This is a genomic window from Ruegeria sp. AP11, from assembly GCF_056535865.1.
In genome coordinates this window covers 87,667-107,208 of sequence record NZ_JBQFJB010000001.1, presented here as the reverse complement: position 1 = coordinate 107,208, position 19,542 = coordinate 87,667, and the positions used below count along the sequence as shown (strand labels likewise).

Annotated in this window: 21 protein-coding genes; 8 read left to right on the top strand and 13 right to left on the bottom strand. The window is 60.6% G+C overall.

Features of this window, described 5'->3' with window-relative positions; translation table 11 throughout:
* Positions 1-134 precede the first annotated feature (134 nt).
* The 6 genes from ACR3E4_RS00565 to ACR3E4_RS00540 form a co-directional block, all read right to left on the bottom strand.
* Positions 135-1,436, bottom strand: a complete 1,302-nt coding sequence (locus ACR3E4_RS00565; RefSeq protein ID WP_480531803.1) for a pyruvate dehydrogenase complex dihydrolipoamide acetyltransferase — start codon at positions 1,434-1,436, stop codon at positions 135-137.
* Position 1,437: 1 nt separating this feature from the next.
* Entirely contained in the window at positions 1,438-1,698 is a 261-nt protein-coding gene (locus ACR3E4_RS00560) for a hypothetical protein (protein ID WP_480531805.1), read from the bottom strand.
* Positions 1,698-3,071 carry a pyruvate dehydrogenase complex E1 component subunit beta gene (locus ACR3E4_RS00555; RefSeq protein WP_480531807.1) on the bottom strand — a complete coding sequence of 458 codons (1,374 nt, stop codon included), beginning with the start codon at positions 3,069-3,071 and terminating at the stop codon, positions 1,698-1,700. Before ACR3E4_RS00555 ends, ACR3E4_RS00560 begins: the two co-directional genes overlap by 1 nt.
* A gap of 15 nt (positions 3,072-3,086) precedes the next feature.
* Positions 3,087-4,076: a pyruvate dehydrogenase (acetyl-transferring) E1 component subunit alpha gene (pdhA, locus tag ACR3E4_RS00550; RefSeq protein WP_480531809.1), complete on the bottom strand. Its 990-nt coding sequence runs from the start codon at positions 4,074-4,076 to the stop codon at positions 3,087-3,089.
* 159 nt (positions 4,077-4,235) lie between these two features.
* Complete coding sequence (locus ACR3E4_RS00545) at positions 4,236-4,535, bottom strand: FtsB family cell division protein (RefSeq protein WP_480531811.1); 300 nt, start codon at positions 4,533-4,535, stop codon at positions 4,236-4,238.
* 130 nt (positions 4,536-4,665) lie between these two features.
* Complete coding sequence (locus ACR3E4_RS00540) at positions 4,666-5,856, bottom strand: phosphoglycerate kinase (protein ID WP_480531813.1); 1,191 nt, start codon at positions 5,854-5,856, stop codon at positions 4,666-4,668.
* 136 nt (positions 5,857-5,992) lie between these two features.
* Between ACR3E4_RS00540 and ACR3E4_RS00535 the strand changes: the two genes are divergently transcribed.
* Together ACR3E4_RS00535 and ACR3E4_RS00530 are read left to right on the top strand one after the other, a co-directional pair.
* A complete protein-coding gene (locus ACR3E4_RS00535) occupies positions 5,993-6,499 on the top strand; it encodes a peptidylprolyl isomerase (RefSeq protein ID WP_480531815.1) in 507 nt (168 codons plus the stop codon).
* Positions 6,492-7,040 carry a peptidylprolyl isomerase gene (locus ACR3E4_RS00530; RefSeq protein WP_480531817.1) on the top strand — a complete coding sequence of 183 codons (549 nt, stop codon included), beginning with the start codon at positions 6,492-6,494 and terminating at the stop codon, positions 7,038-7,040. The genes ACR3E4_RS00535 and ACR3E4_RS00530 overlap by 8 nt, the downstream gene beginning before the upstream one ends.
* A 52-nt stretch (positions 7,041-7,092) precedes the next feature.
* On the opposite strand, the gene aqpZ is transcribed toward ACR3E4_RS00530, so the two are convergent.
* Both aqpZ and ACR3E4_RS00520 read right to left on the bottom strand, forming a co-directional pair.
* Positions 7,093-7,782 (bottom strand): aquaporin Z, encoded by a 690-nt coding sequence (aqpZ, locus tag ACR3E4_RS00525; protein ID WP_480531819.1) that lies wholly within the window; start codon positions 7,780-7,782, stop codon positions 7,093-7,095.
* Positions 7,783-7,956: 174 nt separating this feature from the next.
* The gene (locus tag ACR3E4_RS00520; protein WP_480531821.1) at positions 7,957-8,346 is read right to left on the bottom strand and encodes a MerR family transcriptional regulator; all 390 of its coding nucleotides are present in this window, start codon (positions 8,344-8,346) and stop codon (positions 7,957-7,959) included.
* A gap of 89 nt (positions 8,347-8,435) precedes the next feature.
* On the opposite strand from ACR3E4_RS00520, the gene ACR3E4_RS00515 reads away from it, so the two are divergent.
* Together ACR3E4_RS00515 and ACR3E4_RS00510 are read left to right on the top strand one after the other, a co-directional pair.
* Positions 8,436-8,759: a hypothetical protein gene (locus ACR3E4_RS00515; RefSeq protein ID WP_480531823.1), complete on the top strand. Its 324-nt coding sequence runs from the start codon at positions 8,436-8,438 to the stop codon at positions 8,757-8,759.
* Positions 8,760-8,763: 4 nt separating this feature from the next.
* A complete protein-coding gene (locus tag ACR3E4_RS00510; RefSeq protein ID WP_480531825.1) occupies positions 8,764-8,982 on the top strand; it encodes a GDCCVxC domain-containing (seleno)protein in 219 nt (72 codons plus the stop codon).
* A gap of 119 nt (positions 8,983-9,101) precedes the next feature.
* On the opposite strand, the gene ACR3E4_RS00505 is transcribed toward ACR3E4_RS00510, so the two are convergent.
* The 4 genes from ACR3E4_RS00505 to ACR3E4_RS00490 all read right to left on the bottom strand — a co-directional run bounded on the left by ACR3E4_RS00505 (position 9,102) and on the right by ACR3E4_RS00490 (position 12,460).
* Positions 9,102-9,602 carry a bactofilin family protein gene (locus ACR3E4_RS00505; RefSeq protein ID WP_480531827.1) on the bottom strand — a complete coding sequence of 167 codons (501 nt, stop codon included), beginning with the start codon at positions 9,600-9,602 and terminating at the stop codon, positions 9,102-9,104.
* Complete coding sequence (locus ACR3E4_RS00500; RefSeq protein WP_480531829.1) at positions 9,592-10,917, bottom strand: DUF5930 domain-containing protein; 1,326 nt, start codon at positions 10,915-10,917, stop codon at positions 9,592-9,594. The genes ACR3E4_RS00505 and ACR3E4_RS00500 overlap by 11 nt, the downstream gene beginning before the upstream one ends.
* A gap of 178 nt (positions 10,918-11,095) precedes the next feature.
* Positions 11,096-11,956 (bottom strand): ferritin-like domain-containing protein, encoded by an 861-nt coding sequence (locus ACR3E4_RS00495; protein WP_480531831.1) that lies wholly within the window; start codon positions 11,954-11,956, stop codon positions 11,096-11,098.
* A gap of 42 nt (positions 11,957-11,998) precedes the next feature.
* A complete protein-coding gene (locus ACR3E4_RS00490) occupies positions 11,999-12,460 on the bottom strand; it encodes a peroxiredoxin (protein WP_480531833.1) in 462 nt (153 codons plus the stop codon).
* Positions 12,461-12,529: 69 nt separating this feature from the next.
* Here ACR3E4_RS00490 and ACR3E4_RS00485 point away from each other — a divergent pair, with 69 nt between their 5' ends.
* The 4 genes from ACR3E4_RS00485 to ACR3E4_RS00470 all read left to right on the top strand — a co-directional run bounded on the left by ACR3E4_RS00485 (position 12,530) and on the right by ACR3E4_RS00470 (position 19,072).
* Positions 12,530-15,913 carry a YhdP family protein gene (locus ACR3E4_RS00485; protein ID WP_480531835.1) on the top strand — a complete coding sequence of 1,128 codons (3,384 nt, stop codon included), beginning with the start codon at positions 12,530-12,532 and terminating at the stop codon, positions 15,911-15,913.
* 45 nt (positions 15,914-15,958) lie between these two features.
* Positions 15,959-17,005 carry a tRNA preQ1(34) S-adenosylmethionine ribosyltransferase-isomerase QueA gene (gene queA / locus ACR3E4_RS00480; protein ID WP_480531837.1) on the top strand — a complete coding sequence of 349 codons (1,047 nt, stop codon included), beginning with the start codon at positions 15,959-15,961 and terminating at the stop codon, positions 17,003-17,005.
* 107 nt (positions 17,006-17,112) lie between these two features.
* A complete protein-coding gene (locus ACR3E4_RS00475; RefSeq protein ID WP_480531839.1) occupies positions 17,113-18,384 on the top strand; it encodes an MFS transporter in 1,272 nt (423 codons plus the stop codon).
* Between the two features lie 106 nt (positions 18,385-18,490).
* A complete protein-coding gene (locus tag ACR3E4_RS00470; protein ID WP_480531841.1) occupies positions 18,491-19,072 on the top strand; it encodes a DUF924 family protein in 582 nt (193 codons plus the stop codon).
* Here ACR3E4_RS00470 and ACR3E4_RS00465 read toward each other — a convergent pair.
* Entirely contained in the window at positions 19,069-19,503 is a 435-nt protein-coding gene (locus ACR3E4_RS00465; protein WP_480531843.1) for a hypothetical protein, read from the bottom strand. The genes ACR3E4_RS00470 and ACR3E4_RS00465 overlap by 4 nt on opposite strands.
* Positions 19,504-19,542 lie beyond the last annotated feature (39 nt).

The following is a 19,542-nucleotide window of genomic DNA, read 5'->3' as shown; positions in this document are numbered from 1 at the left end:
TTGCGAAACCGTCTGCACAAAGGTGGGGAAGCGAGCGGGGTTGAGCAACCGCTTGGGCGATCACGCGCGCTCACATCACGGAGGTGATCGAGAGAGGCCCCGCCGGGGTTTAGACCCCGGCGGAGGTGAATTGTTCAGGCCAGCATGACCATCGGGTTTTCCAGATTGTCCACGATGGCCTGTAGCAGTTGCGCCCCAAGCGCGCCGTCGATGACGCGGTGATCGACCGACATGGTGACGGACATCACGGTGGCGACGGCCAGCTCTCCGTCTTCTCCGACAACCGGTTTCTTCGCGCCAGTGCCGACAGCCAGAATACCGGCATGTGGCGGGTTCACGATGGCATCGAAATTGTCGATGCCGAACATGCCGAGGTTCGAGACCGCAAAGGTGCCGCCCTGATATTCATGCGGCGCCAGCTTGCGCTCGCGGGCGCGGGTGGCGAGGTCCTTCATCTCGGTCGACAGCGCCGACAGAGATTTGGTGTCGGCATCCTGCAGGACCGGGGTGAACAACCCGCCCTCGATGGCAACCGCAACCGCTACATCCGAAGGTTTCAGTTGTAGCACCCGGTCGCCCGCCCAGACGGCGTTGCATTCGGGGACCTGTTGCAGCGCGTTGGCGACGGCCTTGATGATGAAATCGTTGACGCTGAGCTTGACGCCGCGCGCTTCCAGCTGCTTGTTCAACTGGCTGCGGAATTTCAGCAGCGCGTCCAACTTGATGTCCCGGCGCAGGTAGAAATGCGGGATGGTCTGTTTGGCTTCGGACAGGCGCGCGGCGATGGTTTTGCGCATGCCGTCAAGCTGGATCTCCTCATAGTCGCGGCCTTCATACATGCGCGCGACCATATTCGCCGATGGGCCAGCCGGAGCCGGAGCGGGCGAGGCGGCTGCGGCAACCGGGGCCGGAGCTGCGGCTGCCGGAGCGGCCGTTGCGCCTTCCACATCGGCCTTGACGATACGGCCATGCGGGCCGGAACCGGTGATTTGCGCTAGATCCAGACCTTTCTGCGCGGCGATCCGACGGGCCAGAGGCGACGCGAAGATACGACCGCCATCCGCCTTGGTAGGTGCCGCAGGGGCAGGGGTGGGCGCCTCGGGTGCCGCAGATGCGGCAGCCTCGTTGCCCGCAGCGGCCGGGGCCGCCTCGGGGGCTTTGGCCGGTGTGGCCGCGATATCATCGGCGCTTTCGCCATCTTCCAGCAGAACCGCGATGGCGGTGTTGACCTTGACGCCTTCGGAGCCCTCGGGGATCAGGATTTTACCGATGGTGCCTTCGTCGACGGCCTCGAACTCCATCGTGGCCTTGTCAGTTTCGATTTCCGCCAGAAGATCGCCGGAAGAGACGGTATCGCCTTCCTTGACCAGCCATTTGGCAAGGGTGCCTTCCTCCATCGTCGGGGACAGGGCGGGCATCAGGATTTCGGTGGGCATTTCAGCGCTCCTCAATCAGAGTAATTTGGTCAAAGGGCGCCCTCGGACGCCCAGTGCCGCGCGCGAGCTTCGCAATCGCAGCCTCGATTTTATCTTTGTTCTCAGCCATCCAGACATAAGCAGTCTGGTGAGAGGGGCGCGCGCCGATCAACCGCATGTCTGCCGCCAGCCGTTCAGGCACAAGTGCCCCGACGGTCCGGTCATCGAGAGTGATCTCGACACGGTAGCATTCGGTTGCTGGATCGCGGCCCCTGATCTCCATTACTGGTAGGTCACCTGTTTCACAGCCGCGATCACTTCATCGGTGGTGATCAAAGCCAGCTTTTCCAGGTTCGCCGCATACGGCATCGGAACATCTTTGCCAGTGAGCGTGATGACCGGAGCGTCGAGATAATCGAACGCTTCCTGCATCACCACGGACGAGATGTAGCTGCCGACCGAGCCTTGCGGCCAGCCCTCTTCCACGGTCACCAGACGGTTGGTTTTCATCACCGAGTTGATGATCGCGCCGGTGTCCATCGGGCGGATGGTGCGCAGGTCGATCACTTCGGCGCTGATGCCGTCCTCGGCCAGTTTGTCCGCGGCTTCCAGTGCGTATTGCATGCCGATGCCGAAGCTGACGATGGTCACGTCCGAGCCTTCGCGCCAGATGCGCGCCTTGCCCAGCGGGATGGTCAGGTCATCCACCTGCGGTACGTCGAACGAACGACCATAGAGGATTTCGTTTTCCAGGAAGATCACCGGGTTGGGATCACGAATGGCCGATTTCAGCAGACCTTTGGCGTCGGCTGCCGAATAGGGCATGACCACCTTGAGGCCGGGGATCTGCATGTACCATGCGGCGTAGTCCTGAGAGTGCTGCGCGGCCACGCGGGCGGCGGCACCGTTGGGGCCACGGAACACGATGGGACAACCCATCTGACCGCCGGACATATAGAGCGTCTTGGCAGCCGAGTTGATGATGTGGTCAATCGCCTGCATGGCAAAGTTGAAGGTCATGAATTCGACAATCGGTTTCAGGCCACCAAAGGCCGACCCGACCGCGATACCGGCAAAACCGTGCTCGGTAATCGGCGTGTCGATCACGCGCTTGCCGCCGAATTCATCCAGCAGGCCCTGAGAGACTTTGTAGGCACCTTGATATTCCGCGACCTCTTCGCCCATCAGATAGACGTCTTCGTCGCTGCGCATTTCCTCGGCCATGGCGTCGCGCAGGGATTCGCGGACGGTTTGCTGCGCCATCTCTGCGTCAGCGGGCCAATCCGGCAACAGGTCCACCACCGGCGCGGCAGGGGCTGCTGCGGCAGGAGCGGGAGCCTCAACCGCCGCAGGGGCGGCCTCGGTCACCGCTGCGGCTGCGGGCGCAGCCTCGGGCAGGGCGGAAGCGTCTTCGCCTTCTTCAACCAGGATCGCGATGGGGGTGTTCACTTTGACCCCTTCGGTCCCCTCGCCGATCAGGATCTTGCCAACGATGCCTTCATCGACGGCTTCGAACTCCATCGTGGCCTTGTCGGTTTCGATCTCGGCCATGATATCGCCCGAGGATACGGTGTCGCCTTCCTTGACCAGCCATTTGGCCAGCGTGCCCTCTTCCATTGTCGGCGAAAGGGCGGGCATGAGAATTTCGGTTGCCATGTCTTAATCGTCCTCTCAGGCGTAGATATCGGTCCAGAGCTCGTCCAGCGACGGCTCGGGGCTTTCTTTCGAGAATTCGGCGGCCTGATTGACGATCTCTTTGATCTCTTTGTCGATCGCCTTCAGGTCATCCTCGGTCGCGTGTTTGCCGGACAGCAGCAGCTCGCGCACATGTTCGATCGGGTCGCTTTGTTCACGGACCTTCTGAACTTCTTCACGGGTGCGGTACTTGGCCGGGTCGGACATCGAGTGGCCGCGATAGCGGTAGGTCTTGACCTCAAGAATATACGGCCCCTTGCCCGCGCGGCAGTGCGCCACGGCCTTCTCTCCGGCTTCCTTGACCGCCAATACATCCATGCCATTGACGATTTCACCGGGGATGCCGAAGGCTTCACCGCGCACATAGATGTCGGGTGAAGAGGTCGAGCGCGCCTGAGCGGTGCCCATGGCATACTGGTTGTTCTCAATCACGAACACGACCGGCAAACCCCACAGGGCGGCCATGTTGAAGGTCTCGTAGACCTGGCCCTGGTTAGCCGCGCCATCACCGAAATAGGTGAAGGTGACGCCGCCGTTTTCCTTGTACTTGTCGGCAAAGGCCAGACCCGCACCCAGCGGCACCTGCGCACCGACGATGCCATGGCCGCCATAGAAATGCTTCTCTTTCGAGAACATGTGCATCGAGCCGCCCTTGCCCTTGGACAAGCCGCCCTCGCGCCCGGTCAGTTCGGCCATCACGCCGCCCGGATCCATGCCGCAGGCCAGCATATGGCCGTGGTCGCGATACGAAGTGATCCGCTTGTCGCCTTCCTTGGCAGCAGCCTCGAGGCCGACAACGACCGCTTCCTGGCCGATATAAAGGTGGCAAAAGCCGCCGATCAGACCCATGCCATAGAGCTGGCCCGCCTTTTCCTCGAATCGGCGGATCAACAACATCTCTCGGTAATAGGTGGTGAGTTCTTCCGCAGAAACATTTGGTTTCTTTGTGGTTTTTCGCGCGGCCATCGTGGCGATCTCCCCCTTTCGGACAGATAGTTTAGCGTTAAACTATCTAATAAGGCATTTCACTTCATCTGGCGAGAACAAAAATGACGCGGGGGCAGGACGCGCGATTTGCGGCCATATCCGGTCAGTGTTCTGGCGGCCGGGGGAAGTGTTTATGGCTTATTGGATGACTATCTCGTCTGCCCGGATCATGCCGAGGACCGAGCGGGCCTGCTGATCCAGAAGATCGAGATCGAGATAGGTGTCGGACAGGCGGCGGGTCAGGTTCTCCATCCGGTCGATCTCGGCGTTCAGTTGCGTCAGATCGCGGGACAGGACATCGCGTTCGGCGGCAATTTCGATGCGGCGGAACAGGCCGTAATCCCCCTGCACGGCGGCAAAGGTGAAATAGACGCCCAGCATGAAGGCGATCGAGAAGAAGATGAAAGCCCCCAGACGGGGCCGATGAGAACGGGTCACTGTGTTAACCGCCGTAATAAAAACTGCCTCAGAAACGCATCCTTTGCGGATGTCTGAACGCACTATGTCACAGGTGATTCGGCTTGTGAATCCCCTGTGAACAAAAAGCTGGGGCCTGAGGTTTGGACGCTTACTGATCCAATGCGGCGACGCCCGGCAGGGTCTTGCCCTCCATCCATTCCAGGAAGGCACCGCCAGCGGTCGAGATGTACGAGAAATCAGCCGCGGCACCGGAGGCGTTCAGCGCAGCAACCGTATCGCCACCGCCTGCGACCGAGGTCAGTTTGCCATCGCGGGTCAGCGCGGCGGCTTTCAGCGCGGCGGCGTTGGTGGCGGCGTCGAACGGGGTCAGCTCGAACGCGCCCAGCGGGCCGTTCCAGATCAGGGTCTGGCTCTTTTCCAGAACCTCGGACACGGCGGCGACACTTTCGGGACCGGCATCCAGAATCATGGCATCGGACGGGCACTGATCGGCGGGCAGAACCTGATGCGGGGCGTTGGCCTCGAACGCTTCGGCCACGACGACGTCGCGCGGCAGGACGATGGTGCAGCCTGCGGTTTCCGCCTTGCCGAGGATTTCTGCGGCGGTGTCGGTCATGGCGTGTTCGGCCAGCGATTTGCCCACGTCGATCCCTTTGGCCACCAGGAAGGTATTGGCCATGCCGCCGCCGATGACCAGATAGTCAACCTTCTCGATCAGGTTGCCCAATAGGTCCAGCTTGGTCGACACTTTTGCGCCGCCAACAACTGCGGTGACGGGCCGCTTGGGTGCGCCCAGGGCGGCCTCAAGCGCGCTCAGTTCCTGCTGCATCAGGCGTCCGGCACAGGCGGGCAGCAGACGGGCTAGGGCTTCGGTCGAGCTGTGGGCACGGTGCGCGGCCGAGAATGCGTCGTTGCAGTAGATGTCTCCCAGTTTGGCCATGCCTTCGGCAAGGGTCACGCTGTTTTTCGTCTCATCGGCATGGAAGCGGGTGTTTTCCAGCAGCAAAACCTCGCCATCGTTCAGCGACGCGGCAGCGGCTTCCGCCTCGGGTCCGACGCAGTCATCGGCGAAACGCACCGGCGTGCCGAAGGCGGCCTCGAGCGCGGCGACCAGCTGTTTCAGCGACATTTCGGCAACGCGCTCGCCCTTGGGGCGGCCAAAATGCGCCAGCAGGATCGGCTTGCCACCTGCACCCAGAATGTCGCGCACGGTCGGCACGATCCGCTGGATGCGGGTGTCATCCGTCACGACGCCGTCCGCGACGGGGACATTGATATCCACGCGTACCAGAACCCGTTTGCCGTTCAGATCCATATCGTCCAGAGATTTCCAGCCCATCGTGCTTATCCTTGCCCATTGCATCCAGTTTCAGGCGGTTCTTTTCCTGCATTTTGCCTTCAGGTCAATGCGTCACTTGGCATTCGCGCGCCCGCGTCTTAGGTATTTGCGCAAGTTTCAAAGACAGGAGGGCCAGATGGCCGAGATCAAAGACCCCGAAAACACGATCATCATCGAGCTGAAAGGCGGCAATGTTGTCATCGAACTGCTGCCCGACGTGGCCCCGCAGCACTCGGCCCGCATGAAAGAGCTGGCCCGTGGTGGTGAATATGACAACGTCGCTTTCCACCGTGTGATCGACGGGTTCATGGCGCAAACCGGCGACGTGCAGCATGGCGACATGGAAGACGGGTTCAACCTGCGTATGGCGGGCACCGGTGGCTCGTCACTGCCGAATGTTCCGGCGGAATTCTCGAAGCTGCCCCATGATCGCGGCACGCTGGGTGCGGCGCGTTCAGCGAACCCGGATTCGGCCAACTCGCAGTTCTTCATCAACTTCAAGGACAACCATTTCCTGAACGGTCAGTACACCGTCTATGGCCGTGTCATCGACGGAATGGAGCATGTGGATGCCATCGTACGTGGCGAGCCGCCCGCAAGCCCCGACCGCATGATCAGCGTCAAGGTGGCCGCCGATGCATAAGCTGGCCGCTGTTTTTGCTCTGCTGGCCAGCCCGGCGCTGGCTACGGGTTTGGAAATCGAAATCGAGGGCGAGGGGGCCAATGGCACCTTCACCGTCGATCTGTTCGAAGACCTTGCGCCCAAACATGTCGAGCAGATCACCGCTCTGGCCGCTGCCGGTCAGTATGACGGGGTGGTGTTCCACCGCGTAATCGATGGGTTCATGGCACAAACCGGCGATGTTGAGTTTGGCCGTATCGGAGGCGACATGCGCCGTGCGGGCACGGGCGGATCGGATCGCCCTGATTTGCCTGCCGAGTTCTCGGATTTCAACTATGACCGGGGTGTTGTCGGCATGGCGCGGGCGCAGGATCCAGACAGCGCGAACTCGCAGTTCTTCATTATGTTCGAGCCCGGCCCGTTCCTGAATGGTCAGTACACCGTTGTTGGTCAGGTGACAGACGGAATGGACGTGGTCGATGCGATCAAGCGGGGCGATGGCCCCAATGGCGCAGTCATCGGCCAACCGGATGCGATGAAAAAGGTCACTGTGACCGAATAAAAGAAAACCCCCGGCGCGCTTCTGCGGGCCGGGGGGTCTTGATGCGGCTGGGTCAATCGTCGTCCGACATCGCCCGCCAGATCAGCGCGCCAATCGCGCCGCCGATCAAAGGTGCCACCCAGAACAGCCAAAGCTGCGACAGTGCCGGACCATCGGCAAACAACGCCACGCCGGTTGACCGGGCAGGGTTCACCGAGGTGTTGGTCACCGGAATCGAGATCAGGTGGATCAGCGTCAGCCCCAATCCAATCGCAATCGGGGCGAACCCGGCAGGCGCGCCGCTGGATGTCGCGCCGAGAATGATCACGATGAAGAATGCGGTCATGACGATTTCGATCACCAAGGCCGACATCATCGAATAGCCTTCGGGTGACGCCTCGCCATACCCGTTTGAGGCAAACCCCCCGACGCCTTCAAACCCCGGCGCGCCGCTGACGATCAGGTACAGCACCGCCGCCGCCGCAATCGCTCCGATCACCTGAGCGATCCAATAGGGGATCAGATCCTTGGCGTCGAACCGCCCGCCGATCATCAGACCAAGGCTGACCGCCGGATTGAAATGCCCGCCCGAGATATGCCCGACCGCATAGGCCATGGTCAGCACCGTCAGACCAAAGGCAAACGAAACGCCCAGCCAGCCGATGCCCACATCGGCCACACCCGCCGCCAACACCGCGCTGCCGCAGCCACCCAGTACCAGCCAGAATGTGCCGAAGAATTCGGCCATGAGTTTTGATGACATGAAAAGCCCTCCTGAAATCAATGGCTTTAAGGTTAATTCAAAAAACGATTTTTGTGAAACTGTGGATCGTGGGGAATATTCCTCGAGGATGTGCAAGATTGTAGCCATAGGTAGGGATACGCCTCGTCCTGTGTCCAATTGATTGAGAACGACTGCTCTGAGCCCAAAGTTTCACTAGTCGGTACGCAGTTTTGAGAGCATGGGGCAAGAGACATTCCCGCTGTCGCAGTTGGCTGTGAGTTCGTTCAGCGCCGCTTCCAATCGCTTCAGCTCGTTTATCTTTTCACGCACATTGAAGATATGAATCTCAGCCAGCTCTTTTACGGATCGGCAATCTTCTCCGTCGCCTTCGGACAGGCTGAGAAGCGTCCTTGTATCGGCTAGTGGAAAGCCCAAATCACGGCATTTTTTCAGGAAACGAAGCCTTCCAACATCGTGCGCGGAGTACATCCGCCGGTTATTAGGTGCCCGTTCTGGTTTGGGCACGATCCCTTCGCGTTCGTAGTAGCGGATCGTTTCAATGCCGACACCGCTTTGCCGGGACGCTTCCCCAATCGCAAACATATGAGTTTTCCCGTCTTGATCCTGTAGCGACTACAGAAGTTATACAAGAGGCCGACACTTCGACAACTCCAACTGGTCAAGAGAAAGAAATGCAGAAGTACCTTAGCGTTAGTTATCTGGGATCACTGTCAGCACTCGGCGTTGCGACTTGCTGTGTATTGCCCATGACAATGATGTTGCTGGGACTAGGAGGCAGTTGGCTGGCCATTTTCGGAAAGATCGCGGCGGCAAGCTACTACGTATTGGCGATTTCGACGGCGCTTGTCGCTATATCGTGGCTTGTATCTTATCAGCGCGGTTCCCTAACAAAGTTGAAATGGTGGCTTTCGGGGACGACCGCAATCACCGTGTTAGCTTGGGTCGTCGTCTTTAACGAGGCCCGGATCAACGACTACCTGATAATGCAGATGTGAGACAATGACAGAGCAAACTGTAGTGCTTGAAAGCACCCTGACGTGCCCAAAATGCGGTCACAGCGAAACCGAAATAATGCCGAGGGATGCTTGCCAGTGGTTCTATGAATGCAAGTCTTGCGCAGCGGTCTTGAAGCCGTTGGAAGGGGACTGTTGTGTCTACTGCTCCTATGCCACGGTGCCATGCCCACCGATCCAGAATGGCAATAGTTGCTGCGGATGACAAAGTCCGCGGTGTCCGCATTGAAGGTATAACCGGACTTGCACACACATCCTAAAATCAAAAAGCGCCGCAGGTGATCCTGCGGCGCTTTTTGAATTCGTCAGTTGGTCGGCTGAGGCTTACTGCTTCACTTCCGCTGCCGGGTTGGCACCCGATTTGGCGCTGCGGCCCGGGTTCAGCGGGTCATCCTGACGCTGGACCGAACCTTCGAAATGCGCGCCGCTTTCGATCGCGATGGTCTTGTGGATGATGTCGCCTTCGACCCGCGCGGTCGAGGTCAGGCGCACCTTCAGGCCACGTACGCGGCCAACGATACGGCCGTTGACCACAACGTCATCTGCGGTGACTTCACCCTTGATGGTCGCGGTCTCGCCGATGGTCAGCAGGTGGGCGCGGATATCGCCTTCGATGGTGCCTTCGACCTGGATATCACCCGAGGTCTTGATGTTGCCGGTGATGTGCAGGTCCGAGGACAGCACCGATGCGGGCGGCTTGGGCTTGGGCGGCGTGCTGGCCTTGGTCTCGGCCGGTGCGGGAGTCGCCGGAGTGGCCGGAGCGGCCGGTTTTGCTGCCTCGGTTTCTTTCGACCCGGGTTCGTTGATTTTGCTCTTAGAAAACATTTCTCGCAGCCTTGATGTAAGTCATTGGGTTCATGGGTTTTCCGTTCACGCGCACCTCATAGTGCAGATGCGTGCCGGTCGATCGTCCGGTGCTACCCATATCAGCAATATGATCCCCGCGCGAGACCCTTTGGCCAACCTTAACGCGAAGATTGCTGTTATGAGCGTAAAGTGTCTCAATGCCGAATGCGTGGCTGATTTTGACCAGCCGTCCGAAGCCAGATTGCCAGCCTGCATGGGTGACCACGCCGTCCGCTGTGGCAAAGATATCGGTGCCCGTTGCACCGGCGAAATCCGCACCGTTGTGCATACGCCGACCACCAGTTTTGGGATCGCGTCGGGTGCCGTAGCCGCTGGTGAAGCGAACCGCTGCACGCACCGGGCTGGCGAAGGGGGCCTTTTCGGCAGCGATGCGATAGAGGTTCAGCTGGTCCATCTGTTCCAGCAGGATATTGGCGCGGATCTGGTCGGGGGTCAGTTCCTCACCGCGTGTGCTCAGGGATAAAGGGGTCAGCGGACCGCCCATACCGCTATATCCGCGCCGGACCTCTTCGATGATGCGATCTGTGGGCATGCCTGCGCTGCGGAACATCTTGTCCAGCGGCTCGACCGAAATCAGCATGGCCTCTTCCAACTGGCGGAAAATCTCGTCGCTGCGTTCCTGCATCAGGCGGATTTCAAGCTCCAGCTCGTCCTTCTGATCCAGCGCACCTTTGGCGTCGGCGGCGATCTGGTCGCGCTGTGCCGCAGTACGGGCCAGCGCATCGGTCATGAACGCCATCTGCGCCGGGTTGGCCGAGGCCATCATGTAAGCGGCATCCCCGTCGGTGCTTTGCTGCAGCTCGGCCAGCTCGGTGCGGGCGTCTTCACGCTGTTTCATCGTGGCGCGCAGAGTGGTCTGGATGACCTCAATGCCGGTTTCCAGCTCGTGGCGGCGGTTTTCCGATTTCAGCAGCTCGGACTGCATGGCCGAGATCTGTTCGAGCGCCGCGTTGAACCGGTCGTGCGCTTCCAGCGCTTCGGCGGCGCGGGCATCCCGTTCCGTGGACAGGATGTTCAGACGTTCCTGATACGTCGCCTGATCCCGCTTGGCCTGTTCGCGGAAATTGCCTGACCCGATGCTGTCCATCAGCAGGATCGACGTGGCAATCGCGGTCCAGGCGACCATGACAGATACCCCCGCAACAGCCGCGATCTGGGTCTCAGAACTCAGCCGAATGAATCGGGTGTCGTTGTCGGATTTCAGAAATACCCGGCGCTCAGGAAAGTGCCGCTCGAGCAGTGAGTGTAGTTTGATTGCCAGACGTGTCCGCACGCGTCCTACCTCAATTGTCCCCATATCCCGGAGCCGGTCGTGAGTGAGTAGCCGCTCCTTGAGGCGACTGCATAAAGCGGTCGGAACAATCGGGCAAGTTTGTTAACCAGTCAGTCAGCAACAGCGGAGTTTTCCCGCAAGTTATCGGCGGGAAGTTGCCGATAGTGGGCGTTTGCTATCAGTCTGATACAACCCCGGGTGGTGGCAGGTCTTCGGTAAGCGGCCAGTAGAAATCTGGCGGCAACCCGGCCTCGGCGCGCTTCTCTTCATCGAAGGGCGGTTTGAGTACCCCGTGGAAATAGCGCCGCACCAGTGTGTGGAACACATCCTTTGGGTCCGCATTCTCGCGCCCGCACAGGAAATGGAACCATTTCGAGCCGTAGGCGACATGACCGACTTCCTCGGCATAGATCACTTCCAGCGCGGCAACGGCGTCGTCAGCCCTGGCCTTGCGGAAGATGTCGATCATGCCCGGGGTCACATCCAGCCCACGTGCTTCAAGCACCATGGGTACCACGGCCAGACGGCCCATCAGGTCTTGCGCGGTATCTTCGGCGGCACGCCACATTCCGGCATGGGCGGGCAGGGCGCCGTAAAAGCTGTTCATCTGTTGCAGGCAATCGCAGACCATCTCGAAATGGCGCGATTCCTCTTCGGCGCATTTCACCCAATCGTCGTAAAAGCCGATGGGCATGGGAACATGGCCAAAGCGGGCGATGATGTCCCAGTGCAGGTCCACCGCGTTCAGTTCGATATGAGCCACGGCATGCAGCAGTGCGATGCGCCCCGCCTCGGACCCGGGCCTGCGGCGCGGGACATCGCGCGGGGACAGCAGTTCAGGCTTGTCGGGGCGCGCAGGGGACAAGGGCGGCTCGGCGGTGCCGATCTCGATTTCCGGCGCTTCGCCTTTGCGGGCGGCGAACCATGCGGCAGCGTGGCGTTTGGACAGGGCGGTTTTTGCGCGCCCGTCTGCCGTGGTCAGAACCTCGGTCGCCATCTGAGTCAGAGTTTTCGCCACGGTCGCCCCCTTACGCTGCATCGGCGCGGGTCATAGCCCCAATGCCCGCGCGGGTCGAGAGGGTCAGAGCGCGCGCGCCGCCTCAAGCACCTCTTCGACATGGCCGGGCACCTTCACCTTGCGCCAGACGTGGGCGATCTTGCCCTGGGCGTCGATCAGAAAGGTCGAGCGTTCGATGCCCATCGACTTGCGCCCGTACATGTTCTTTTCGACCCAGACGCCATAATCCTCGCACACGGTCTGGCCGTCATCGGACAGAAGCGGCGTGGTCAGCCCGTGCTTGGCGACAAACTTGTCGTGCTTGGCGACGGTATCACGCGAGATGCCAAAAACGTTAGCGCCAGCATCACTAAACGCCTGAAGCTGTTCCGAGAAACCGATGGATTCCTTGGTGCAGCCCGGCGTATCATCGCGGGGGTAGAAAAACAGAACGACGGCGCGGCCGCGTTGTTCCGACAGGGACACCTCGCCGCCGCCGTCACGAGGCAGAGTGAAATCCGGGGCGATGTCTGAAACGTCGGGCATATGAGAACTCCGGCTGAGAATATTAACGGTTGGCTCATATCATAGGGCACCGCGAGCAGGTTGAAAGGCGTGGAACGCAAATTGGTTCAGCAAGATCAGCAGGATGAGACGGAGGCCGGCAAAAAGCCGCGCCGTCGGTCGCGTCGGCGGACGGCTGGCCTATGGGCGATGCGCGGTGTCTTTGTTCTGGTGTTTCTGGCTCTGGTGACCGGCTTCATGGTGGTCGGTCAGCGGCTGCATGCCCCGGCCTGGCTGCGCGACCGGGTCGAGGCGCGGCTGGATCAGGCGCTGGGCGGGGTGCAGATCCGGTTCGGCGATGTCAGCTTCATCATCCATGAAGGCTGGCGCCCGCGGCTGCGGTTGACCGACGTGCGCATCAGCGATGCCGCCGGACAACAGATTGCCGAGGTGACAGACCTGCGGGCAAGCCTTGCAATGCGGCCTCTGTTGCGCGGCCATGTACGGCCCAAGCGGATCATCCTGCAAGGGGCGCAGATCGCGCTGACGCGCGGCCAGGATGGTGCATTGTCGCTGACGGTGGGGACCGGAAGCGCTCCGGTCGGTCAGGCACGCAATCTTGCACAATTGATCGAAGCCTCGGATGAGGTCTTTCGCTCGCCTGCGCTGTCGGCGCTGACATCTGTTCGGCTGGATTCGATTACTCTGGACTACCGTGATCTGCGGCTGGGCCGGTCCTGGGTGCTGGATGGTGGCCATATTCAAGCCACCCGCAGCGCGCGCGAGGTGCGGCTGGCCACCGGTTTCTCGGTTCTGGCCGGGCGTGATTATGTCAGCGGGATCGAGGCGAATTATACCAGTTCACTCGACAGTGCTGCGGCGCAATTTGGTGTCTCGATCACCGATCTGCCGTCCGAAGATATTGCCGGGCACAGCCCCGCGCTGGCCTGGATGCAGGTGCTGCGCACGCCGATCTCGGGCGCATTGCGCGGCAGTGTGGATGCGGATGGTGCGCTGGGTCCGGTCTTTGCCACGTTGAATCTTGGCGAAGGCGCGGTGCAGCCGACACCTGAAACCGTCCCGGTCCGGTTCGAGTCGGCGCGTACCTATTTCACCTATGACCCAAAGCAGGAAGTGCTAGATTTCAACGAGATTTCGATCCACTCCGCCTGGGGTGAGGTCCATGCCGAGGGCAAGGCGTTCCTTGAAGGGGTAGAGGCCGGGCGACTTGAAAGTATGGCTGGTCAGTTCCGCCTGAACGGGATTGAGGTCAACCCGGCCAACCTGTTTCCCGAAACGCTGAACCTGACCCGGGCCGACGTGGACTTCCAGATGAAGCTGGCGCCGTTCCGGATGCGGGTGGGGCAGATGACGGTCGAGGACGGCGCCCATCGGCTGCGCCTGAGCGGCGCACTGGCTGGATTGTCCGAGGGGTGGGAGGCCCAGATCGACGCCCAGATCGACCAGATGAACTCTGATCAGCTGTTGAATTATTGGCCCGAGCGGCTGGCCCCCAAGCCCCGCCGTTGGGTCACAGAAAACCTGCACTATGGCGAAATGTCCGATCTGGACTTCGCCTTGCGTCTGCGGCCCGGTGAAAAGCCCGACATCTACGCCGATTTTGAGTTCGACAATACAAGTTTGCGATTCGTCAAAACGCTGCCTCCGGTGCAGGAGGCGCAGGGGCAGGCCAGCTTGTTGAACCGGCGCTTTACGGTGACTGCGCAAAAAGGGGTGGTGGTCGCCGATGAAGGCGGGCGGGTGGATGCCTCGGGCACGTCGTTCATTATCCCGGACACGGGGATCAAGAAACGGACGCCGGGTATCGCGCGGGTGCAGGCGCGTGGCAGCGTCACGGCGGCCATGTCTCTGCTGGATCGCCCACCGTTATCGCTGCTGAGCAAAGCAAACCTTCCTGTCGATTTGGCCGAGGGCCAGGTGCGTCTTGCCGGAACCCTGTCGCTGCCGCTGATCAAGGGGCTGAGGCTGGAAGACACGCAATTCCATTTCAACGGAACGCTGGCGGATATCGACAGTGACAAGCTGGTGCCGGGTTTCGAGATCAGCGCCGACCAATTGCGCCTGACCGGTGATCAGACGCAGGTCTCAATCGACGGAGAAGGGCTGTTCGGCATCGTGCCCGTTACCGCGAAATGGCAACAGCCAATCGGAGGGTCTGAGCCCGAACGCAGCACGCTGACCGGGCAGATCGAGCTTTCGCCGCGTCTGATGAACCAGCTCAACGCCGGTCTGCCAAACGGTATGCTGGGCGAAGCTGGTGTGGCGGATTTCACGCTGGGCATTGGTGCGGGCGCGCCGCTGAAACTGACGGCGCAATCCGATCTGGTCGGCGTCACGCTTGCGATCCCTGAATTGGGTTGGCGCAAGACGGCGTCCGCCAGCGGGACACTCACTGCCGAAGCGACACTGGGGTCACAGTTGAGCGTCGATGCGCTGAGGATTGATACTTCGGGCCTACGAGCCTCGGCCACGATCTCTTTCCATGACGGTGATTTCGACCGGGTCCGGTTCAGTTCGTTTGAACTGGGCGATTGGTTGGCCGTCCCGGCCGAGCTGATCGGGCGTGGTGCGGCGCTGCCCGATATCCGCGTTCTGGGCGGCGTGCTGGATCTGGGGAAATCTACCCTGGGCGAAGGCGGCGGCGAAGGTGGGGCTTCAGGACCCGGACCAAAGATGGATGTCACGCTGGACAGGTTGCAGGTGACCGAGACGGTGGCGCTGACCGGGCTGTCTGGCGCATTCCAGACCACTGGCGGGCTGACTGGGGCGTTTTCGGCGCAGGTTAATGGCGGCGCACCGATCCGGGGGCAGGTTGCCCCGCGGGGCGGGCGCAGTGCGGTCAGTCTGACCTCGGAAGACGCGGGCGCGGTGATGCGGTCTGCGGGCATTATCACGCAGGCGCGCGGCGGCAAACTGCAATTGCAGCTCGACCCGATTGCCGAGCCTGGCAACTATGATGTGGACCTGCGGATCGAGAGCACGCGGATCAAGGATGCCCCAGCCATGGCAGCGCTTCTGAACGCGATCAGCCTGGTGGGGCTGCTGGATGAAATGGCCGGGCAGGGCATCTTCTTTTCGGCCATCGAAAGCAAAATGCGCCTGACCCCGACCGAAGTGAAGGTGTTAAGCGGCAGCGCTGTTGGCCCGTCGATGGGTCTGTCTTTTGATGGTACGGTCAATACCGTTGCGGGGACGCTGAACCTGCGCGGGGCAATCTCTCCGATCTATCTATTGAACGCGATCGGCAGTGTTCTGACCCGGAAGGGCGAGGGCGTTTTTGCCTTCAACTACACGCTGACCGGGCCGCTGACCGCTCCGAAGGTTTCTGTCAATCCACTGTCGGGTCTGGCGCCGCTGTTCCTGCGCAATCTGATGCGGCAACCGGCGCCAACCGTCTCGGATGGTCCGAACGCCACGCCGGACCGATCCGAACAACCGCATCCCGCTTCCCAATCACGTGGCGAAGATCGCTGATCCGGGCGGTGGCCGAATCTGTTGCGGCGATGTATTGGCGCGGCCATGAAGCTCAGTGATTTCGACTTTCACCTGCCCGAACACCTGATTGCCACGCGGCCCGCCAGCCCGCGCTCGTCCGCGCGGCTGTTGCATGCGCAGGGTGATGCGATCAGCGACCGGAATGTGTTCGACCTGCCCGATCTGCTGCAGCCGGGCGACCGTCTGGTGTTGAACGACACCCGCGTCATCCCGGCGCGCCTTGGCGGGCGGCGTCACCGCAACAGCGCGCAGGGCCCGGTTTCGGCCGCGATTGAGGCGACTTTGCTGGAGCCGCAGGCCGATGGCAGCTGGACCGCGCTGATCAAACCCCTGAAGAAGGTCAAGCCTGGGGAAGAGATCATCTTCTCAGACGATCTTAGCGCCACACTGGACCGGGTCGCCGACGGGCAGGCCTATTTGCGATTCAATCTGACAGGTGAGGATTTCGACCGGGCGCTGGAGCAGGCAGGCGCGATGCCGCTGCCGCCCTACATCGCCGCCAAGCGCGCCGCGGATGAGCAGGACAAGACCGATTACCAGACCGTCTGGGCCCGCCATTCCGGCGCGGTTGCGGCGCCCACGGCGTCTTTGCATTTCGATGAACCGCTGCTGCAGGCGCTGAAGGCGCGCGGGGTTGAGTTCACCCATGTCACCCTGCATGTCGGCGCGGGCACGTTTCTGCCGGTGAAGGTCGAGGATGTCACAACTCACAAGATGCACGCCGAATGGGGTCGGGTCAGCGCACAGGCCGCAACCGAGATCGCCGCGACCAAAGCGGCGGGCGGGCGGGTCATTCCGGTGGGCACCACCGCGCTGCGTCTGATCGAAAGCGCCGCACGCGGCGGAGAGATTGCGCCATGGGAAGGCGAGACCGATATTTTCATATATCCGGGCTTCCAGTTCCACGCCACCGACGCGCTGATGACCAATTTCCACCTGCCGAAATCCACGTTGCTGATGCTGGTGTCGGCCCTGATGGGGCAGGATCGGGTACGGGCGATCTACGACCATGCCATCTCGAACGATTATCGGTTTTTCTCGTATGGCGATGCGTCACTGTTGATGCCCTGATGCAGGGATTTTCGCTTAGCGGCCTCACAATGTCGTAGACAAACGCGATGCAACAGGTATTTGGGCGCAAAGCGAACTGAATACACTTTGGCATTTGGATAGGCAGCATGCTTCAGGTTCTCTCCAGCGCTTGGGCGCTTCTTCTTGGAATGGGTTTGCTGATGGTTGGCAACGGCCTGCAGGGGACCCTGCTGGGTGTGCGCGGCGAGATCGAGGGCTTCTCGACCCTGCAGATGTCGTTCGTAATGTCGGCCTATTTCCTTGGCTTCCTCGGCGGTTCGCGTCTGGCGCCCGAGATGATCCGGCGGGTGGGCCACGTGCGGGTCTTCGCTGCGCTGGCATCATTCATTTCAGCCGTGATGATCATGTACCCGATGCTGAGCGATCCGATCGCATGGTTCATTGGCCGCGTCATCATCGGTTTCTGTTTTTCCGGCGTGTATGTGACTGCGGAAAGCTGGCTGAACAACGCGGCCAGCAACGAGAATCGCGGACAGGCGCTGTCGCTCTATATGATCGTACAAATGATCGGTATCGTCAGTGCCCAGGCGCTGCTGCTGGTCGGTGATCCGGCTGGTTACGAGACCTTCGTGATCGCCTCGATTCTGGTTTCGGTCTCGTTTGCACCCATTCTGTTGTCGATTTCGCCGACACCGGCCTTCGACACTGCCAAGCCGATGACACTACGTCAGCTGATGGACACCTCTCCGCTGGGATGTGTGGGCATGTTCCTGCTGGGTGGGATTTTCTCGGCCCAATTCGGTATGGCCGCCGTCTACGGGGCGCAGGCTGGATTGACGCTTGTGCAGATTTCGACATTTGTCGCCACATTCTATATCGGGGCTTTGGTGCTGCAATTCCCGTTGGGCTGGATGTCGGACCGGATGGACCGGCGTCTGCTGATTCTGATGGTGTCAGCAATCGGAGGGCTGGGTTCTGTGGTCGGGATGATCTTTGGTATCACTTTTCCGGTGCTGCTGGTTTCGGCCTTCATGATCGGTGGGATGTCGAACCCGCTCTATTCCTTGCTGATCGCCCATGCCAACGATTATCTGGAGCCGGAAGATATGCCCGCAGCATCGGGCGGAATGGTCTTTATCAACGGGCTGGGCGCGATTGCCGGGCCGCTGATCACCGGCTGGCTGATGGGACCGGCCGTCTTTGGCCCGCAAGGCTTTTTCCTGTTCATCGCAACGCTGATGCTGATCCTGGCGGCCTATGCCCTGTACCGGACAACGCAGCGTGCCGCAGTGCCCGTGGAAGAGACCGGATCAATGTCGCCTGTCTATCCAACCGCGTCGCCGGTTGCGTTTGAAGTCGCGCAGGAAGTTGCCATCGAAGCGGCGCAGGAAGATCAGGATACGCAGGAACCCGCCTGACGCCGGATTTGTGACTTTTGTGTTGCAATATGTTACTGTCACAAAACTGTAAAAGTGATTTTAATGAGTTCACGTCCCTGGGGGGGCATTTACGGAGTTAAGGGCAATGAAGGCTCCTGAAGAAGTATTGAGTTTTTGGTTAGATGAGGTCGGCCCAAAAGGGTGGTACCTGCAGGATGAAGCGCTGGATGCGCGGATTCGTGACAAATTCCTGTCAACCTGGGAGGTCGCGTGCGAAGGGAAGTTTTCGCTCTGGCTGACCTATCCCAGCGGTTCACTGGCTTATATTATCCTTATGGATCAATTCCCTCGCAACATGTTCCGTGGCAGCGCCAAGGCGTTCTCATCGGATCGTGCGGCGCTTGCGGCTGCAAAATGCGCGGTCGACAAGGGTTGGGATATGAAGATCGATGAGCCGGCGCGACAGTTTTTCTATCTGCCGATGATGCATTCGGAAAACCTGTGTGATCAGGAACGCTGTGTGCGTCTCATGCACGAGCGGATGCCGCAGGGTGGCGAAAGCAATTTGTTGCATGCGCGGGCGCACCGTGAGGTGATCCGCAAGTTCGGTCGTTTCCCGTACCGCAACGATGCACTGGAACGCAGCACAACTGAACACGAAGCGGCATATGTCAGCAATGGCGGCTACGGCACCACCGTGCGAGAGTTGCAGGCCGCCGCGACCTAAGTCGCGGGCATGCATCCTCTGATTGCCAGCAGACTGTTGGTCGCGCGATCTGCTGCCGTTGTGATGGCGTGATCTATCAGGTCTTCAGGCTGCTCTGCCAGGCCCGCAAGGCGGGCCTGTGTGGTTTTCAGACCCTCCTCCAAAGTGCTAAGGCGCTGCAAAGCGGCGTTCAATTGTTGCGCCGTCGCTGAATCGAGCGTTCCCCCTTCTTCCCGTATCGCCACCAGATCCCCGCGCAGCGCGGCAAGCTCTCCGCGTATGCCTTGCGCCTGATCGCGAAGCGAGGGCACAACCTGCAGGTTCTCGGCAAAGTCGGTGCGGATGGTGTCGACCGATTGAGCCAGTTTCCAGCCCAGAAACAGGCACAGGGCCAACAGGATCAGGGTCGCGTTCAAAAGGGCAAGTGCCAGATCTTTGAGGGTTTTTGCCATGATAGATCTCTCTGTAATTCACATAAATGGAAACGGTCG

What these genes read in the sequence shown, in the direction of transcription:
- ACR3E4_RS00555 (WP_480531807.1), bottom strand. Translation starts at nt 3,071, where the DNA reads ATGGCAACCGAAATTCTCATGCCCGCCCTTTCGCCGACAATGGAAGAG.
- ACR3E4_RS00505 (WP_480531827.1), bottom strand. Translation starts at nt 9,602, where the DNA reads ATGTTTTCTAAGAGCAAAATCAACGAACCCGGGTCGAAAGAAACCGAG.
- ACR3E4_RS00470 (WP_480531841.1), top strand. Translation starts at nt 18,491, where the DNA reads ATGAAGGCTCCTGAAGAAGTATTGAGTTTTTGGTTAGATGAGGTCGGC.
- ACR3E4_RS00510 (WP_480531825.1), top strand. Translation starts at nt 8,764, where the DNA reads ATGACAGAGCAAACTGTAGTGCTTGAAAGCACCCTGACGTGCCCAAAA.
- ACR3E4_RS00530 (WP_480531817.1), top strand. Translation starts at nt 6,492, where the DNA reads ATGCATAAGCTGGCCGCTGTTTTTGCTCTGCTGGCCAGCCCGGCGCTG.
- ACR3E4_RS00495 (WP_480531831.1), bottom strand. Translation starts at nt 11,956, where the DNA reads ATGCAGCGTAAGGGGGCGACCGTGGCGAAAACTCTGACTCAGATGGCG.
- ACR3E4_RS00465 (WP_480531843.1), bottom strand. Translation starts at nt 19,503, where the DNA reads ATGGCAAAAACCCTCAAAGATCTGGCACTTGCCCTTTTGAACGCGACC.
- ACR3E4_RS00515 (WP_480531823.1), top strand. Translation starts at nt 8,436, where the DNA reads ATGCAGAAGTACCTTAGCGTTAGTTATCTGGGATCACTGTCAGCACTC.
- aqpZ (WP_480531819.1), bottom strand. Translation starts at nt 7,782, where the DNA reads ATGTCATCAAAACTCATGGCCGAATTCTTCGGCACATTCTGGCTGGTA.
- ACR3E4_RS00475 (WP_480531839.1), top strand. Translation starts at nt 17,113, where the DNA reads ATGCTTCAGGTTCTCTCCAGCGCTTGGGCGCTTCTTCTTGGAATGGGT.
- pdhA (WP_480531809.1), bottom strand. Translation starts at nt 4,076, where the DNA reads ATGGCCGCGCGAAAAACCACAAAGAAACCAAATGTTTCTGCGGAAGAA.
- ACR3E4_RS00565 (WP_480531803.1), bottom strand. Translation starts at nt 1,436, where the DNA reads ATGCCCACCGAAATCCTGATGCCCGCCCTGTCCCCGACGATGGAGGAA.
- ACR3E4_RS00560 (WP_480531805.1), bottom strand. Translation starts at nt 1,698, where the DNA reads ATGGAGATCAGGGGCCGCGATCCAGCAACCGAATGCTACCGTGTCGAG.
- queA (WP_480531837.1), top strand. Translation starts at nt 15,959, where the DNA reads ATGAAGCTCAGTGATTTCGACTTTCACCTGCCCGAACACCTGATTGCC.
- ACR3E4_RS00490 (WP_480531833.1), bottom strand. Translation starts at nt 12,460, where the DNA reads ATGCCCGACGTTTCAGACATCGCCCCGGATTTCACTCTGCCTCGTGAC.
- ACR3E4_RS00535 (WP_480531815.1), top strand. Translation starts at nt 5,993, where the DNA reads ATGGCCGAGATCAAAGACCCCGAAAACACGATCATCATCGAGCTGAAA.
- ACR3E4_RS00540 (WP_480531813.1), bottom strand. Translation starts at nt 5,856, where the DNA reads ATGGGCTGGAAATCTCTGGACGATATGGATCTGAACGGCAAACGGGTT.
- ACR3E4_RS00520 (WP_480531821.1), bottom strand. Translation starts at nt 8,346, where the DNA reads ATGTTTGCGATTGGGGAAGCGTCCCGGCAAAGCGGTGTCGGCATTGAA.